Source organism: Streptococcus infantis (assembly GCF_047464155.1).
GTDB classification, from domain to species: Bacteria; Bacillota; Bacilli; order Lactobacillales; family Streptococcaceae; genus Streptococcus; species Streptococcus infantis_U.
On the sequence record NZ_JASHCL010000004.1, the window covers coordinates 113,681 to 129,634 of the forward strand.

Consider the following 15,954-nt stretch of genomic DNA (forward strand, 5'->3'; position numbering starts at 1 on the left):
TCATTCCTAAAAGATGCGATCACTGCCTTGTCTGGATTTTTCCAGACGGGGTGGTGATTCTTTTTAGAATAAATACATATAATTATCTGTATTTTGAACCCAGGCATTTGCCTTACAAGCATCGTTGGTAATAAGTATATGAAAAAATACCATCTTATTTTCAAAACTAGTGCAATCTTATCCTACTTATTTTTCGTATATGGACTTTCTCAGCTAACACTTATAATCCAAAACTACTGGCAATTTTCTTCTCAAATTGGCAATTTTTTCTGGATTCGAAATCTTGTCAGTCTAGTCTTCATCGGACTGATGGTATGGATATTAGTCAAGACAGGTCATGGATATCTTTTTGTTATTCCAAAGAAAAAATGGCTTTGGTATACAGTTTTGACGATTCTCGTAGCTGTGCTTCATATAACGTTTAATTTCCAAACGGCTAGACATGTTCAGTCTACCTATGAAGGTTGGGCCGTGTTGATCGGTTATAGTGAGACAAATTTTGCCGAGTTGGGACTCTACTTGACCTTATTTTTCCTAGGGCCTCTGATGGAAGAGTTGATTTATAGAGGATTGCTCCAACATGCCTTCTTTAAAGATTCGAAATTTGGGCTTGACCTGATTCTTCCTTCGGTTTTATTTGCTCTTCCTCACTTTACAAGTTTTCCCAGTGTACTAGATATTCTTGTTTTTGCGACATTTGGAATCTTTTATGCGGGTCTAACTCGCTATACCAAGAGTATCTATCCTGGTTATATCGTTCATGTTATCAATAATATTGTCGCAACCTTACCATTTTTGTTAACATTTCTTCATCGAATATTCAGCTAAAACAAGACCTGTTTTCAGGTCTTGTTTTCAATTTTCGGTCAAATAAATTGCGTTCGCTTTCTTGAGGGAGTATACTGGTATAGTTGAATGAAAAATTCTGATAATTTAATCTTAGAAAAGAGAATCTTATGGCAAAACCTATTCGTGTTTTACTTTACTATAAATATGTTCCAATCGAAAACGCAGAACAATTTGCGGCTGACCACTTGGCTTTCTGTAAGTCTATTGGCCTCAAGGGCCGTATCCTAGTGGCTGACGAAGGGATCAACGGAACTGTTTCTGGTGACTACGAAACAACGCAAAAATACATGGACTACGTTCACAGCCTTCCAGGGATGGAAGACCTCTGGTTCAAGATTGATGAAGAAGAAGAGCAAGCTTTCAAGAAGATGTTTGTTCGCTACAAAAAGGAAATCGTCCACCTTGGTTTAGAGGATGATAACTTTGATAACGACATCAATCCTCTTGAAACAACAGGTGCTTACTTGTCACCAAAAGAATTTAAAGAAGCCCTCTTAGATGAAGATACAGTGGTCCTTGATACTCGTAATGACTATGAGTACGACCTTGGACACTTCCGTGGGGCTATCCGTCCAGACATCCGCAACTTCCGTGAATTGCCACAATGGGTTCGTGATAACAAGGAAAAATTCATGGATAAACGTGTCGTAGTATACTGTACAGGTGGCGTCCGCTGTGAGAAATTCTCAGGTTGGATGGTCCGTGAAGGCTACAAAGATGTCGGTCAATTGCATGGAGGAATTGCGACTTATGGGAAAGATCCAGAAGTTCAAGGGGAACTTTGGGATGGGAAAATGTATGTCTTTGATGAACGTATTGCAGTCGATGTCAACCATGTCAATCCAACCATTGTAGGGAAAGATTGGTTTGATGGAACACCATGTGAACGATATGTCAACTGTGGAAATCCATTCTGTAACCGCCGTATCTTGGCATCAGAAGACAACGAAGATAAATATCTCCGTGGCTGCTCGCACGAGTGCCGTGTTCACCCACGTAATCGCTATGTTTTAGAACATGAATTGACGCAAGACCAAGTCATCGAGCGTTTAGCAGCGATTGGTGAGAACTTGGATCATTCTGAAGTTGTATAAAAGTCAGACAGTCCTTAGGGACTGTTTTTCTATGCTTTTGACCAAAAAATCTTAAATTTGTTTCTGCATCTTTCAGGAAAATGGTGTATACTATATGTAAACGATTTCAAAGGAGACCATTATGGTGAAGACATTTTTTATTCCAAATAAACAAAGTATTTTAGGACAACAGGAGATTCTTACGGCCAAATCAATTTTAGGCTTAGTAGAAGGCCTAGAGTCGCATAGTTATGATGCTGTCTACCTCCGTCAACCTCTCAATCGCCTTGAGTATATCGAGTGTGGAATCGTAGGTAAGTCTCAATTTCTCTTTAAAGTTCGATATCTAGATGCTCAAAAAGGCTATCAAGTCATCATTCCTGACTTGATTACAAGAGCTGATTGGGAGATTGTAGAAGGGCTCTTGCGGGCTTTGTCTAGCAAGGTTGGTGAAGCAGTTGAAGGCTTGGCAGACTTTGACTTGGAAAACTATTTCCAAGAAACTGTCAAGAGCTATCTAGCGGATAAGGCTGCTCGTATGGCCTTCTGCCAAGGGATTCTTTCACCTGTTTACTTTGATAAGAAGGATTTAGAGAGTTTCCTAGAAGAAGATGGATTGACACGTTTTGAAGAGTTAGTCAAGAAGGTTCAAGGTTCAGATGCTTACCCTGCCAGCGCAAAATTTTATCCAGATGGAGAAGGTAAGGTTCATGGTATCTACCACCTAGCTCAGGGAGTAAAAACTATCTTACCAAAAGAACCTGTGATTCCAGCACCTTACGTTGAACAGTTAGTAGGCAAGGAGCTTGTATGGGAGATTGACCTAGTGAAAATCTCTGGAGATGGTTCAAAACCAGAAGACTATGAAGCAGTAGCTAGACTGGATTATCAAGCGTTTTTAGAAGCTTTGCCAAAAGAACTTTATCAGGACTTAGATGCTAACCAAGTAGAAGTAGGCCCTGTTTTAGGGAAAGATTTTGAGAACTTAGTAAAAGGTAACTAGAGGCATAAATGAAAGATATTGGTTTTAAATAATGTGAAAAGGCAGATCGTTTGGTCTGCTTTTTGTGTACAAAAAATCCTGTCAAGAGCTGACAGGATTTTATATTACATAAAGGCTAGAATTCGGAGATAATCAAAAACCAGTGCCATTTCTGCTAGGAAAAAGAGAAATAGGATGCTTCCGTTGACTAGGAAGGCCAAGAGAAGGCGATAGAAGGGGTCGCTTTGACTATCTTTACTAGATTTTGAGATGATGTAGAGGTTGGCAAGAAGTACCAGACCAATGCTAATGAGGCAAAGTAGAGCTGCAAAACGTAGACTATTAAAGAAGGCAAAGAAACTCGCAATACCCGTGAGCAGGATAGGAAGGGCGAAGAGTCTGCTATACTCTTGCAAGGCTTTTTCCAGTGTCCAGTTACGGTCTTGGTCGACAAAGCGTTTGACTACGAATCCGCCCATGAGGATAGAAAAGAAGAAGAGACTTGTAGCTACCAAAATTGAGAAGATAGAAAAGAGATTTAGTGAAGGGAAATGTTGGAGAGCTTTAGAGTCGATGGCTGCCATATGGCCGTAGTAGGCTTGCTTGGCGTGATAAACTGTAAAGAGGAAACTTGTGGCAGAAAAGATAGTTAGGAGCGCAAAGGCGTTATAACTATGTTTTTTATCTGTATCAATGCTTGCTGTTGGCTCTTTAAGAGCACCTAGTAGCCAAGTCCAAAAATCAGCCAATTCTTCTTTGAAGATTGCAGTTTTTGTAGGTGTAGGGTCTGGTAAAAATGGGCTTTCCAAAGATTTGCTGGTTAAAGGTTTGCTTGTCTGAGAAACTTCTTTAACAGGTTCTTCTGACTTGTCTGTCTTTGTTACCAGTTCTTCTTCAGCTTCTTCAGTTTCTTCTTCTTCTTCAGCCTCTACTTTTTCTAGGTCAGTTTCCTGATTTTCAGGATTGGCTTGAGGATTTTCCTCAACTACTGGCGCCTCTTCTCCTGCCTCTGAATCTTCTTCAAGGAGAACTGAGTCGGATGGGCTATCTTTTTTATCATTGTTGGCTGTTTTTTCGAAATCAGCACTTTCAAACCATTCTTGAGTCATAATAGACCTCCCTTTTTTGATTAATTTTTGAGTAGTAACTACTAGTTGTTTTTATTCATGATTTCTATAAGAAAGCAAGCGATCTCATTTTGGGAAATAGATACGTTGATTCGCTTTTGCGACGAGGAGATCTTGCGTATCTTTTTTTTCTGTTTTGTATGGGTTAGCTAAAGTTTCACCTTTACTACCTCCCCTAGGACTGTCATGTCCGTCTCGGTGCCAACGATAGATTTCACCATGTTCAGTAGAAAAATCTACATTGATTCGGTCAAGTTCCTTTTGGGATAACTCGAGCGAGATAGTTGTTTTGGCCTCAAATTCCACCCTACCATGTACTTGGATATCGTCTGCCATGATATGTTCATGCTCTGCTTTGATGAGACTATCTGTTAGATTTGTTTCAAATACATTGACGATTCCAGCTGTGGTTAATTGGCTATTTTTGATGTCGCTACTAGTGATACGAAGATAGCCATTTGACTGAATCTTGGCATTACTAAGTTTTGCATTAGTGATCGAAAGATCTCCATGTTCGATCTGGGTGGTTAGATTTTTTAATTCTTTTCCTCTTGGTAATGAGAGCACGACTTCATCATTGCGGCTTGAGACTCTGCTTGCGATAAATAGGATACCCTCAATACTAGAACCTATAGAGCGACGCTTAGTTGACTCGGTGTCTGAAATATCAAGAGTTTTTTCTTTGATAGAATTTTGAAGATTTTCTTTTTCAGAGAAGGTTGGATGATACTGGATGTGAATCTTGTCATCGCTTGATTCAGTGATAACGAGCGAATGTTCTTTTAGAGAGATGTTTAGATTTTCAATGTCTTGGTCAAATACAAGTTCTTCCTTACGGCTTTCAAATACTGGTTTTTGAGACATTGCAAGGAGGCTTCTGACACCATCTGTTTGGATGCCGATGATCATCATGGAAAAACCAATGATACTAGTAACAACACCAAAGATAAGAAATCCTTTTGTCCATTTACGCATGTCTTTCACCTCTCTTTCCTCTATTAAGAATCCATTGGATAAGTCGAAGGACTAGTAATCCAAAGAAACGGGTCACATAAGAAGTTGCTAGTAAGACTAGAGACGAAGCCCCAATCGCTAATAAACCTCCTCCAAAAATCAGCACAAAAGCAGATGTCGATTCAGCCAGAACGTAGAAGCTTTCAAATAGGAGAACGCCTCCTAGGATTAGTCCAGCCACTGATACAGCAAAGAAGGCCATAAGTACGCTGACAGCAGCGATAAAAATCCCGATGATAGCCATGAGAAGACCAATCCCGACTGGAATCCCGATAGGTGCAGCCAGAAGTGCGATGATTGCGATTTGTAAAACCTGACGGTTGTTCTTATTGGAATTTTCTTCGTTGATTTTTTTATCAAGAAGTGTAGTCAGGACATCATGGGCAGCTTCTTTTGGACTTCCCAGGCTAGCGATAAGGTCCTCCTCACCTTCTGGACCAGCATCATCAAAGAGTTCTTTGAAGTAATCCATGGCTTCGATGCGATCAGCTTGAGGAAGCTTCATCAGATAGGCTTCAAGCTGATTCAAATATTCAGTTCTTGTCATGGCGAATGCTCCCTTCTATGATGCCGTTGATAGTGTCAGTGTAGAGTGTCCATTCTTCTCGAAGGACAAATAGTTGCTCCTCTCCAATTTCTGTCAAGGAGTAGTATTTGCGCATCCGACCTTGGTATTCGCGAGAGTATGTAGTCAGATAGCGGTTGGTCTCCAGTTTTTTCAAGATGGGGTAGAGAGTAGATTCCTTGATTTTGGCGATGAGTTTAATGGTTTGGCTAATTTCATAACCATAGGAATCCCCTTGTTCTAGAATGGCCAAGATGAGAAATTCAATCAAGGCCGATGATGTTGGAAAATACATGGGGCACCTCCTTTTTTAGTATGTAAAAATTTTATATATAATTATTCTACACATACATCATACATCTAAATGAAAGCCCTGTCAAGTAATATGTGTAAAATTTTTATATATAAAAATCTCCTAGTAAAAACTAGAAGATTGGAGGCTGTTTTGCATTACTTTGAGGCAATGCTTATCTGTAATCCTCATCATAAATGGGCGGAAGATAAAAATACTTGTCTTCAATCTTGATTCTAGCACAGAGGATGCCGTTTTGATAGACATATCCGTTAAATGGAGGATAGCTATCCAAGTTTTTTAGGATATTCTCAGGCAAAGAACTAAAATTGTAATCCCTCAGAGCCCCAGAACCAATCAATCTTTCAGTCCGATAAGCCTTGATTTCTTTTTCATATTTTTTGAGAAATGCTTCTCGTTTGCTTTCAAAGAGAGCCAAATCTCCATCATCTAACTGGTAATAGCGTTCATAACCAGCAATCCAAGAAATATAAACACACAGTAAAGATTTTTCTATCTCAGGAGAGTAGCCAATTGTAAAGTAATTTTCTTTGTCGACCTGCCGATTTTCGACTGTGATAGTTTGTATAAAGTTAGTCATGATAATCTCCGTTTCAGGAATGAACTAGAAAGGCTTCTCATTTAAAAATCCTTTAGCTCATCAAAGATTTCTATAAATTTTTCTTTGTCCATTCCTAAATCTTCAGGTAGTAAATCTAAGATCTCGACCAGGGCATCATAGATATCCTCTCTCTCGATTGTTTCAATAAAACAGTTACGCTTGTCCATTTTATTGAAACCTTGAGTATATTCTCTTATGAGAACTTCTACGTTTGTCATAGTGTTCTCATTGGGGTTTTCTAGAAGCTTTATAAGGCTTGCTCTAGTCTTTCTATATAGAGAGGCTGCTTTTTTTGCGTTTGCGGTTGAAATATTTTCTTGTCCATCCCATGAGCGAAATGGATTATCTAGGTTTTGGGCTAGCCATTCAGCTTTCCTCGGTTTTGTTATCCAAAGATTCAGTCCCTTGTCCTGCAGTTTTTTATAATATTTTTTGGCTACTTTAGCTGCATCTTCTGGTAAGCTACTCATCCAAAACATGCTTAATTGAGGTAAATCTTCTGGTTTTGGGATATCCTCTGCAGTAAAGCCAAACAAATCAACAGTTGAAAAATTGACTAACTCTTTGAACTCTGATAATTTATGGAAATTGAGAATATGACCAGGTTTCCCCCACAATCTTAATTCCCTAAGCCTTGGATAGTTATTCAAGATTTGTGCAAAGTCTATTTCAAGGATGTTCGAACAATGGATGGCTCCTAAATCTTTTAATCCCAGTACCTTAGGTAGAGAACGATCAAGTTGTAATCGTAAGCTGGCTCCATGGTCCTTTACAAGTATCTGACAATTGTCGCTCATGTCTCCTAATAAGACTAGCTCCTCCAAATCATCATTCAATCTAAGTTCCTCTACGCCTGTCAAATCAATGGAAAGTCGATGTATGGATGTCTTAGAAAAATCCAGTTTTGTTTGTCCATGATTTTCAAGAACTAGTTCAGTAATAAAAGGAGTCGACTGCAAATACTCATATATATTTTTGTGCCATTTAGTTAATGCTAACTTAGATAAGCAAGGAAAGACTTTTAATTCTAATGCGTCTTCAAAAGGCGTCCACTCGTCATTGATATTGTGTTTAGAAATACGATACTCATTTCCTGCAAATGAAACCTTTTCCTTGCTTTTATCTGCTTTCTTAAATAAATCTCTTTTTTCTTTTGGGATTTCTTGCCATTTCAGTTGCCTATAAATATCGTAACCATTCCCCCAAAACATAGCATATGTGTTTGTGCTTTCTGTGGTTAATGGTCTTGTATTCCCAATAAAAATATAATTTGATGGTACATGAATATCAACATTACACAGATGAAAGCCTCTATCCCAGTACATAAAATCAATGTACAGTGGCTTTAAGAAAGATAGTTCTTCTTCTGTAAGAGGTTGTTCTCCTGACCAGTCTAATGACAGTAGGACAGCCTGAGGCTTTTTCTCCCCCTCTTCGATCTTGGTTATCTGACAAGCGATGTATTTTTTTAGATGGGTATTGTAAACACAATAGACGTCCCCTGCTTTTGCTAGCATAAAAATTTCTCCTTAAATGTTACTACATTTTCAATAGTCTTTTTAGACTTTTAAACAAATACTTGTTTGTAATTGAGTTAAAACAAGTAAAGCTCTTTAAGATTTTATTTTAGATAGATTTCTGGTTTCTCAATGACTGAGCCATCCTTCAATTTTGGGAATTGAAGGATTTTATGATGCAAAAGGTTAACCTCCTTGGAAGGTTTGATTGTTAGATATTCTAGCTTTATCAGATTAATGATTGAAGTTGCGTCCTTACTTTTTAGGATACCAGTAAAAAAGTTGAAATAGCGTAACTATGGTATATCATTTAAAAAGATAGAGGAATCTACATGGATGTTTTTAGGGGCAAAACAATCCCCTTCAATTGAGAGAGTTTCGACTTCTTTGAGAGATAAATTGTATAGTTATTTCCATCATGGTCTTCTTTATCAAATTTAAACGATAAATCTTCCTAGGTATATTATAGCATGTTTTAGCTTAACGAAAGTCTTGTGAGGAGGCCTTTCAAACCTTTTTAAAAGAAAAAAACCAGACTCAGTCTGGCTTGAAAAGTGTATTTATTTGTGGCCAATTCTAAAATTTTTTAAAGGATTTTATCCGCTCGATCCACCATAAAGAGGGCGATTGTCATGATAATATCAATTACTAGAAGAATCAGTACCGCTGGAACCCAAGACTGGAACATGTTAAAACTGTAACCAAAGAGAGTTGGTCCAAAGGCCGCTAGAATGTAACCACCGGTCTGGGCAAGTCCAGATAATTGAGCCGTTTTTTCAGGCGAGCTTGTTTTAATAGAAAAGCAAACCATGAGATAGGGGAAAAGTGCGCTACAGGCCGTGCCAATTAAGAGGTGAGCCATCAGCCAATAAAAGAAATTACTACTTGGGTATAAAAGCATAGCAATTCCTAACATACCAGCCAGAGAGATGACTGATAACATGATTTGACGGTAGCGATTTGATAAACGCGTCGTTAAACTTGGAATGGTCATGGAGAAGGGAATGCTAATTAGTGAAAAGATAGAAGCCAGAAGTCCGGCATCTGTATGAGCTAGCCCTGCACTGATGGCCATGGTTGGTAACCAGGTCATGCTGGTATAGAAGAGTAGGGACTGAAGTCCACCGAAGACAATAATAGCCCAAACTTGCTTGCTTTTTAGGATATTCTCTTTTTCTTTTTTCTCTTCATGCCCTTCTAGAAAATGATTGTGGCCATGGTTGGGGAACCAGACCAATAAGGTTAGCAGGCAGACCATGGACAGGCAGAGAATCAGCCCCTTCCAAGATGTTGCCTGAGTAATGGGTACAGAGAGGTAGGAAGCTAGTGCTGTCGCGATTCCCATAGTCGTCACATAAACCGTTGTTAGGAAGCTAATCTTTTGTGGGTAGTTTGCCTGAATCATACTAGGAAGAAGTACGTTAAAAATAGCGACACTTGCTCCGATGAGTAAGGTTCCTAGATAGAGAAGGGGAAGATTGAAGATACGAATCACTGAACCGACAGTTAAGACGAGGAGACTATAGGTGAAAAGATGCTCAAGTCCAATCTTTTGAGCCAAATGGGTCGCAAAAGAGGAGAAGAGGGCGAACATCAAGAGAGGGAGACTGGTCAAAACACCAAGTGAGCTAACTTCCACTCCTAAACCTTGGGCAATATCTCCCAAAACAGTTGGCAAAGCTGTGAAAGGAGCTCTTAAGACCGCTCCAATTAAGATAATTCCTAGAATAAAAAAGAGTGATCGTTTTTTCATGTGGACCTCAATAAGCTGATTTTGATAACAGCTTATTTTAAGGCTTTTTCCAATAGATGTCAAGATAGGGTGAGGGAATCCGCTAACTAGCTGATTGAAATCATGGGTAAAAAAGTTTGATAGATTTACTAGTTTTTTTCTTGTATTCAAATAAAAATAGGAAAGTCAGGAAATTTGTGATAAAATAGTGAAAGAAAATCTATAAATTGGAGAAGTACTGTGTCTGAAAATCGTAAATTTAGCGTATTGATGTCAGTCTATGTTAAAGAAAATCCAGCCTTTCTAGAAGAGGCAGTAGAGAGTATCTTACATCAAACGCTCAAACCTAGCGAAGTGGTAATCGTCGAAGATGGTCCACTGACACCTGAACTGTATCAAGTTTTGGAAAAATTGGAAGCACAGTCAAGTATTCCAATCAAACGTTGTCCGCTTGTTCAAAATCGTGGTCTAGGGTTGGCGCTTCAGTTTGGTGTCTTACAGTGCCAATATGACGTTATTGCCCGTATGGATACAGATGACATTGCTGTCGAAGACCGTTTCGAACAACAGTTTGAATTGATGGAAAAAGAAAACTTGGACCTGCTAGGTGGTCATATCGCAGAGTTTATCGACCAACCAGATGAGATTGTGTCTTACCGTCGTGTGCCGATTAAGCATGAGGATATCGTTGCCTACCAACGTATGAGAAGTGCCTTTAATCATATGACTGTTATGTTCAAAAGAAATATGGTTCTAAAGGCTGGCAACTACGAAGACGGTCTCTATATGGAAGATGATCTCCTTTGGCTCAATATGATTAGTGCAGGAGCTCGAACTGGGAATGTGGATCAGATTCTATGTAAGGTTCGAGTGGGAGCAGGGATGTTTGAACGTCGTGGCGGCCTTCGCTATCTCAAATTCTATCGCCAAGCACGAAAGAGAATGCACGAGCGTGGACAGATTTCTTATGGTGAATATCTGAAAAGTGTCTTAATCCAAGTTGTTGTTGCACTCTGCCCAGGCTTTATACGACAGTTTATATTTTTAAAACTTCTAAGAAAAAGCAAGTAATTGTAGCCAATTGGATTTTAAAAATTTATCTGAAGATTACTAGAAAATGTGATTTTGTGTAGGAGGATACCATTCACATGAATAAAAAATTAACAGATTACGTAATTGATCTGGTTGAAGTATTAAATAAACAACAGAAACAAATATTTTGGGGATTTTTTGATATTGCCAGTATGGTCTTATCAATTATTGTTTCCTATATTCTATTTTATGGCTTGATTAATCCAGCCCCGGTAGACTATGTCATTTACACAGGCCTAACCTTCCTTTTCTACCAGCTTATGATTGGATTTTGGGGGCTGAATGCTAGTATTAGTAGATATAGCAAAATCACAGATTTTATGAAGATTTTCTTCGGAGTGACTATCAGTAGTATCTTCTCTTATGTGATCTGCTATGCTTTCTTGCCACTCTTTTCTGTCCGCTTTATCGTACTCTTTATCCTATTAACAACTTTCTTGATTCTACTTCCTCGTATCACTTGGCAGTTGATTTACTCAAGACGTAGAAAGGGAAATGGCGAAGGAGAACACCGTCGTACCTTCTTGATTGGTGCAGGCGATGGTGGTGCGCTCTTTATGGACAGCTACCAACATCCTACTAGTGACCTTGAACTGGTTGGGATTTTGGATAATGATGAAAAGAAAAAAGGACAAAAGCTTGGGAAAATCCCAGTTTTGGGTTCTTATGATGATCTACCAGAATTGGCTAAACGCTATAGAGTTGAAAAAGTTATCGTTGCGATTCCGTCACTAGATCCATCTGAATATGAGCGAATCCTGCAAATGTGTAACCATATCGGTGTAAAATGCTATAAGATGCCGATGATTGAGTCAGTTGTGCAAGGCATCCAACCTCAAGCAGGTAGTTTCCAGAAGATTGATATCACAGACCTTTTAGGACGTAAGGAGATTCAGCTTGATGAATCACGTCTGGGTTCTGAAATCACTGGCAAAACCATCTTGGTGACCGGTGCCGGAGGATCAATCGGTTCAGAAATCTGTCGTCAGGTTAGTCGTTTCAATCCTGAACGTGTCATTCTGCTCGGTCATGGAGAAAACTCTATTTATCTTATTTACCATGAATTGATTCGCAAGTTCCAGGAAATTGATTTTGTTCCTGTCATTGCTGATATTCAAGATTACGATCGTTTGCTTCAAGTTTTTGAGCAGTACGAACCAGCTATTGTTTACCATGCTGCAGCCCATAAACATGTTCCGATGATGGAGCGTAATCCAAAAGAAGCCTTCAAGAATAACATCCTTGGAACTTATAATGTTGCTAAGGCAGTTGACGCTGCTCGAGTTCCAAAAATGGTCATGATTTCGACAGATAAGGCCGTTAATCCACCAAACGTAATGGGAGCAACTAAACGTGTGGCTGAGTTGATTGTTACAGGTTTTAACCAACGTAGCCAATCAACCTATTGTGCGGTGCGTTTCGGTAACGTACTCGGTAGTCGTGGTAGTGTGATTCCTGTTTTTGAACGTCAGATTGCTGAAGGTGGGCCTGTAACGGTGACGGACTTCCGGATGACTCGTTACTTTATGACTATTCCAGAAGCTAGTCGTTTGGTGATTCATGCAGGAGCTTATGCCAAGGATGGAGAAGTCTTTATCCTTGATATGGGTAAACCAGTACGCATTTACGACTTGGCTAAGAAAATGGTTCTACTCAGTGGCCATACTGAAAATGAAATTCCAATCGTAGAAGTAGGTATTCGCCCAGGTGAAAAACTATATGAAGAGTTACTTGTATCAACTGAATTAGTTGACAATCAAGTAATGGACAAAATCTTTGTTGGTAAGGTAAATGTGATGCCTCTTGAAATAATCAATCAGAAGATTGAAGAGTTCCGTACTATGCAGGGTTCTGAGTTGAAGAGAGCTATTATTAGCTTTGCTAACGAAACAACACATGTTGACTAAATATAGATGAGATATTATCCGCGACTTCTTTTATAGAAGGAGCAGATAATATCTTTTTTCTAGATTTCGAGAGACTTTCAGAGTTTTTTTGAACAAACTTGTTATTATTGAACAGATATGGTAAACTATAGTAAATAAAAAATTAGGGAGTAACTTATGATTAACGCTTATAAGAATTTTTTTAAAGGATATGTAGATTTTGCAGGTCGTTCAACACGTTCCGACTATTGGTGGGTTTGGCTTGGAAATATTATTCTTTATATTCCTTTCTTCTTAACATACGGAAATGCTCTGGCTAATTCGCGAAACGAGGGTGCTCTTATATCTTTGGGCTTTATCGCTATTATCTATTTTATTTTTGGCCTAGCACTTTTATTGCCGTCACTTGCTTTGATGGTCCGTCGCCTTCGTGATGCTGGTTTCCACTGGGCATTGATCTTTATTTTATTCGTTCCACTAGGTAGTATTGTTCTTCTAGTACTTTTCGCTATGCCAACAAAGGAAACACTATAAGATTAACTATCTGAAGAATGCTACAAGGACTAAGAAGTTTCAATCTTGCATAGGACTTCTTGAATATTATTGAACAATTTGCTAACACTCCCAGGTCTTTTACTAGATTTGGGAGTGTTCTATAACTGTACAGTATCTACTAGTAAAATAAAAAATGGGAGTATCCTATGATTAACGCGTATAAAAAATTTTTTAAGAATTATGCAGAGTTCACTGGGCGTTCGACGCGTCCAGATTTCTGGTGGGTTTGGTTAGGAAACTTCATCCTTTCTATTCCTTTCTGGATAATATATTTCTACGTTCTATATTTTAGTACTGTGATGGTTTCAGTGAGCGATTCAGCCAGTGAAGCTGCTTTCATGGTTTTAGGTTTAGTTGTCATTATTTATGCAGTTTTCTACCTGGCAATTTTAGTGCCAACAATAGCTTTGTCAGTTCGCCGTTTGCGTGATGCTGGTTTTCACTGGGCATTTATTTTCCTTCGCTTCGTCCCAATGGGGGGTCTTGCTTTGTTGATTCTACTCGCTATGCCAACAAAAGAGATTGAAGTGGTAAACTACAGTGAACCTCAGGCAGTTAATGTCGAAGAAGTCATCGAGGTGACACCATTCGAAGAATCAGATAAGAACTAAGAGATTCTTGTTTTACGATTGAGTCTTGTTTGGTAGTACTTTTCCTTGTTTAAGATCTAATACGGAGTATCCTATGATTAACGCTTATAAAAATTTTTTTAAAGGATTTGCAGATTTTTCAGGGCGTTCAACACGTCCAGATTTTTGGTGGGTTTGGTTAATGAACAGTATCTTATCCATTCCTCTTTACATTACCTATTTTCAGGCTGTTTTCACTGAAGAAGAAGTAGCAGACCCTGTCGCAAGTATTGGACTTCTGAGTTTTTATATCATTTTTTATTTAGTGATATTCATACCGAGTATCGCTCTAAGAGTTCGTCGTTTACGCGACGCTGGCTTTCATTGGGCCTTCATTTTTCTCGCTTTCGCTCCAATGGGAGGCTTTATTCTTTTAGCCCTGTTTGCAATGCCAACTAAGGAAGTGTCTGGCTAATAAATGACGGGCCGAAGTAATCACAAGTTAAAAACACTCCAATAAAATTGGAGTGTTTTTTTAAAATCTTCTATTGTAGTTGACGTAAAATATCTCTTGGTTGATGAGCAACCCATTCAGGTTGATAGGTCATGAGCTCCTTTTCGTCGCCAAATCCCCAAGTAACCGCTAGTTTTTTAATACCAGTTTCTTGGGCACCAATCATATCAAACTTAGTATCGCCGATAAGGACCACTTTTTCTGGATCCAGGTTATGAGTTGCCAAAGCTTGACGAATGACATCTGCCTTGTGCATTGCTTGAGGGCTTGAACCATAGATGCCATCAAAGAAATGATCGATTTCAAAGTTTCTTGTCATATGGACTGCTGTCGGGGTATTTTTTGTGGTCGTGATATAGAGAGGATATTGTTGAGCTAGTTCAGCGAGTAGGTCCTTGATTTGTGGAAAGAGCTGGGCTTCATAAACTCCTTTTTCCTTATAGTAAGAACGATAAAGCTGGATAGCTGACTCAATCTGATCTTCTGGGAGGCAACTAGCGAAACTAGTTTCCAAAGGAGGTCCCATAAAACCACGGATGGTTTTTGCGTCTGGACTAGGGACTCCCAGCTGTTCAAAAGTATAGGTGAAGCCATTGTGAATACCGATATAGCTGTCCACAAGGGTTCCATCTAAGTCGAAAAAGATGGCTGATAGGGATGACATTGATTCTCCTAGTAATCTTGAAATTATTCGCCGAAGATTTCTTTTTGAAGGCGACGGCCTGTCGGTGTGGCAGCGAGACCACCTTCGGCAGTTTCACGAAAGGCAGTTGGGAGGCTAGAGCCTACTTGGTACATGGCATCAATGACTTCATCAACTGGGATTTTTGATTCGATACCAGCTAAAGCCATATCAGCTGCGATGAAGGCGAAGCTTGCTCCCATAGCATTACGCTTAACACAAGGAACTTCAACCAAGCCTGCAACGGGGTCACAGATAAGACCGAGCATGTTTTTGATAACGAAGGCGATAGCCTGACTCGCTTGATAAGGAGTTCCACCTGCAGCTAGAGTTAGGGCGGCGGCACTCATGGCAGAAGCTGACCCCACTTCCGCTTGGCAACCTCCTTCGGCTCCCGAGATAGAAGCGTTATTAGCAATGACGAGCCCAAAAGCACCAGCAGCAAAGAGAAAATCTAGTTGTTGTTCATGCGTTAAATCTAACTTTTGAATAGCAGATGTGAGAACTGCAGGAAGACAGCCTGCGCTACCTGCGGTTGGTGTCGCACACACAAGGCCCATTTTGGCATTGTGCTCATTAACGGCAATGGCGTTACGGGCAGCAGATAAGACAGTGAAGTCTGACAGCGTCTTTCCTTTTTTGATGTAGTGGTCGAGCTTGGCAGCATCACCACCTGTCAAACCGCTACGAGATTTATTCTCATTAAGCCCGAGCTCGACAGAAGCCTTCATGACTTCAAGATTGCGTTCCATGAGGAGGAGAACTTCTTCGCGCTCGCGACCAGTTAGCTCATATTCAGTAGTAATCATGAGCTCAGCAACATTACCTTGAAAATCTAGTTCAGCTTGTTCAACTAATTCTTTGATAGAGTAAAACATATTTT

At 39.4% G+C, this 15,954-nt stretch carries 17 protein-coding genes; 8 read left to right on the top strand and 9 right to left on the bottom strand.

The annotated features are described in order from the left end of the window. The first annotated feature begins 138 nt into the window (after positions 1-138). From QM810_RS08645 to QM810_RS08655, 3 genes are all read left to right on the top strand, one after another. Positions 139-828, top strand: coding sequence for a lysostaphin resistance A-like protein (locus QM810_RS08645; RefSeq protein ID WP_414254573.1), 690 nt, complete (start codon positions 139-141; stop codon positions 826-828). Positions 829-956: 128 nt separating this feature from the next. Next, positions 957-1,943 (top strand): rhodanese-related sulfurtransferase, encoded by a 987-nt coding sequence (locus QM810_RS08650; RefSeq protein WP_414254574.1) that lies wholly within the window; start codon positions 957-959, stop codon positions 1,941-1,943. Between the two features lie 121 nt (positions 1,944-2,064). Then, positions 2,065-2,925, top strand: coding sequence for a DUF4299 family protein (locus tag QM810_RS08655; protein ID WP_414254575.1), 861 nt, complete (start codon positions 2,065-2,067; stop codon positions 2,923-2,925). A 104-nt stretch (positions 2,926-3,029) separates the two neighbouring features. Here the strand turns inward: QM810_RS08655 and QM810_RS08660 are convergent, their stop codons facing one another. From QM810_RS08660 to QM810_RS08690, 7 genes are all read right to left on the bottom strand, one after another. Continuing rightward, on the bottom strand, positions 3,030-4,013 hold the full coding sequence (locus tag QM810_RS08660; protein WP_414254576.1) for a DUF6574 domain-containing protein: 984 nt from the start codon (positions 4,011-4,013) through the stop codon (positions 3,030-3,032). A gap of 84 nt (positions 4,014-4,097) precedes the next feature. Further along, positions 4,098-5,006, bottom strand: coding sequence for a DUF4097 family beta strand repeat-containing protein (locus QM810_RS08665; RefSeq protein ID WP_414254577.1), 909 nt, complete (start codon positions 5,004-5,006; stop codon positions 4,098-4,100). After that, entirely contained in the window at positions 4,999-5,592 is a 594-nt protein-coding gene (locus tag QM810_RS08670; RefSeq protein ID WP_301393385.1) for a DUF1700 domain-containing protein, read from the bottom strand. The genes QM810_RS08665 and QM810_RS08670 overlap by 8 nt, the downstream gene beginning before the upstream one ends. After that, positions 5,579-5,905: a PadR family transcriptional regulator gene (locus QM810_RS08675; protein WP_049526196.1), complete on the bottom strand. Its 327-nt coding sequence runs from the start codon at positions 5,903-5,905 to the stop codon at positions 5,579-5,581. The genes QM810_RS08670 and QM810_RS08675 overlap by 14 nt, the downstream gene beginning before the upstream one ends. Before the next feature lie 172 nt (positions 5,906-6,077). Next, entirely contained in the window at positions 6,078-6,503 is a 426-nt protein-coding gene (locus QM810_RS08680; protein WP_414254578.1) for a hypothetical protein, read from the bottom strand. A 41-nt stretch (positions 6,504-6,544) separates the two neighbouring features. Further along, positions 6,545-8,041: a gliding motility protein gene (locus QM810_RS08685; protein ID WP_414254579.1), complete on the bottom strand. Its 1,497-nt coding sequence runs from the start codon at positions 8,039-8,041 to the stop codon at positions 6,545-6,547. A gap of 586 nt (positions 8,042-8,627) precedes the next feature. Further along, positions 8,628-9,794 (bottom strand): CynX/NimT family MFS transporter, encoded by a 1,167-nt coding sequence (locus QM810_RS08690; protein WP_414254580.1) that lies wholly within the window; start codon positions 9,792-9,794, stop codon positions 8,628-8,630. 219 nt (positions 9,795-10,013) lie between these two features. Here QM810_RS08690 and QM810_RS08695 point away from each other — a divergent pair, with 219 nt between their 5' ends. From QM810_RS08695 to QM810_RS08715, 5 genes are all read left to right on the top strand, one after another. After that, entirely contained in the window at positions 10,014-10,844 is an 831-nt protein-coding gene (locus QM810_RS08695) for a glycosyltransferase (protein WP_414254581.1), read from the top strand. Positions 10,845-10,921: 77 nt separating this feature from the next. Further along, complete coding sequence (locus QM810_RS08700) at positions 10,922-12,772, top strand: polysaccharide biosynthesis protein (protein ID WP_414254582.1); 1,851 nt, start codon at positions 10,922-10,924, stop codon at positions 12,770-12,772. A 156-nt stretch (positions 12,773-12,928) separates the two neighbouring features. Beyond that, a complete protein-coding gene (locus QM810_RS08705) occupies positions 12,929-13,285 on the top strand; it encodes a DUF805 domain-containing protein (protein ID WP_178895584.1) in 357 nt (118 codons plus the stop codon). A gap of 167 nt (positions 13,286-13,452) precedes the next feature. After that, positions 13,453-13,917: a DUF805 domain-containing protein gene (locus QM810_RS08710; RefSeq protein ID WP_414254583.1), complete on the top strand. Its 465-nt coding sequence runs from the start codon at positions 13,453-13,455 to the stop codon at positions 13,915-13,917. A gap of 73 nt (positions 13,918-13,990) precedes the next feature. Continuing rightward, on the top strand, positions 13,991-14,350 hold the full coding sequence (locus QM810_RS08715) for a DUF805 domain-containing protein (protein WP_414254584.1): 360 nt from the start codon (positions 13,991-13,993) through the stop codon (positions 14,348-14,350). Between the two features lie 70 nt (positions 14,351-14,420). Here QM810_RS08715 and QM810_RS08720 read toward each other — a convergent pair whose 3' ends face one another. Further along, entirely contained in the window at positions 14,421-15,053 is a 633-nt protein-coding gene (locus QM810_RS08720) for an HAD-IA family hydrolase (RefSeq protein WP_414254585.1), read from the bottom strand. A gap of 23 nt (positions 15,054-15,076) precedes the next feature. Beyond that, complete coding sequence (gene sdaAA / locus QM810_RS08725; RefSeq protein ID WP_414254586.1) at positions 15,077-15,949, bottom strand: L-serine ammonia-lyase, iron-sulfur-dependent, subunit alpha; 873 nt, start codon at positions 15,947-15,949, stop codon at positions 15,077-15,079. Positions 15,950-15,954 lie beyond the last annotated feature (5 nt).

Bases quoted from the DNA above. Each gene is read 5' to 3' on its own strand.
- QM810_RS08645 (WP_414254573.1), top strand. From the start codon at position 139: ATGAAAAAATACCATCTTATTTTCAAAACTAGTGCAATCTTATCCTAC.
- QM810_RS08650 (WP_414254574.1), top strand. From the start codon at position 957: ATGGCAAAACCTATTCGTGTTTTACTTTACTATAAATATGTTCCAATC.
- QM810_RS08655 (WP_414254575.1), top strand. From the start codon at position 2,065: ATGGTGAAGACATTTTTTATTCCAAATAAACAAAGTATTTTAGGACAA.
- QM810_RS08660 (WP_414254576.1), bottom strand. From the start codon at position 4,013: ATGACTCAAGAATGGTTTGAAAGTGCTGATTTCGAAAAAACAGCCAAC.
- QM810_RS08665 (WP_414254577.1), bottom strand. From the start codon at position 5,006: ATGCGTAAATGGACAAAAGGATTTCTTATCTTTGGTGTTGTTACTAGT.
- QM810_RS08670 (WP_301393385.1), bottom strand. From the start codon at position 5,592: ATGACAAGAACTGAATATTTGAATCAGCTTGAAGCCTATCTGATGAAG.
- QM810_RS08675 (WP_049526196.1), bottom strand. From the start codon at position 5,905: ATGTATTTTCCAACATCATCGGCCTTGATTGAATTTCTCATCTTGGCC.
- QM810_RS08680 (WP_414254578.1), bottom strand. From the start codon at position 6,503: ATGACTAACTTTATACAAACTATCACAGTCGAAAATCGGCAGGTCGAC.
- QM810_RS08685 (WP_414254579.1), bottom strand. From the start codon at position 8,041: ATGCTAGCAAAAGCAGGGGACGTCTATTGTGTTTACAATACCCATCTA.
- QM810_RS08690 (WP_414254580.1), bottom strand. From the start codon at position 9,794: ATGAAAAAACGATCACTCTTTTTTATTCTAGGAATTATCTTAATTGGA.
- QM810_RS08700 (WP_414254582.1), top strand. From the start codon at position 10,922: ATGAATAAAAAATTAACAGATTACGTAATTGATCTGGTTGAAGTATTA.
- QM810_RS08705 (WP_178895584.1), top strand. From the start codon at position 12,929: ATGATTAACGCTTATAAGAATTTTTTTAAAGGATATGTAGATTTTGCA.
- QM810_RS08710 (WP_414254583.1), top strand. From the start codon at position 13,453: ATGATTAACGCGTATAAAAAATTTTTTAAGAATTATGCAGAGTTCACT.
- QM810_RS08715 (WP_414254584.1), top strand. From the start codon at position 13,991: ATGATTAACGCTTATAAAAATTTTTTTAAAGGATTTGCAGATTTTTCA.
- QM810_RS08720 (WP_414254585.1), bottom strand. From the start codon at position 15,053: ATGTCATCCCTATCAGCCATCTTTTTCGACTTAGATGGAACCCTTGTG.
- sdaAA (WP_414254586.1), bottom strand. From the start codon at position 15,949: ATGTTTTACTCTATCAAAGAATTAGTTGAACAAGCTGAACTAGATTTT.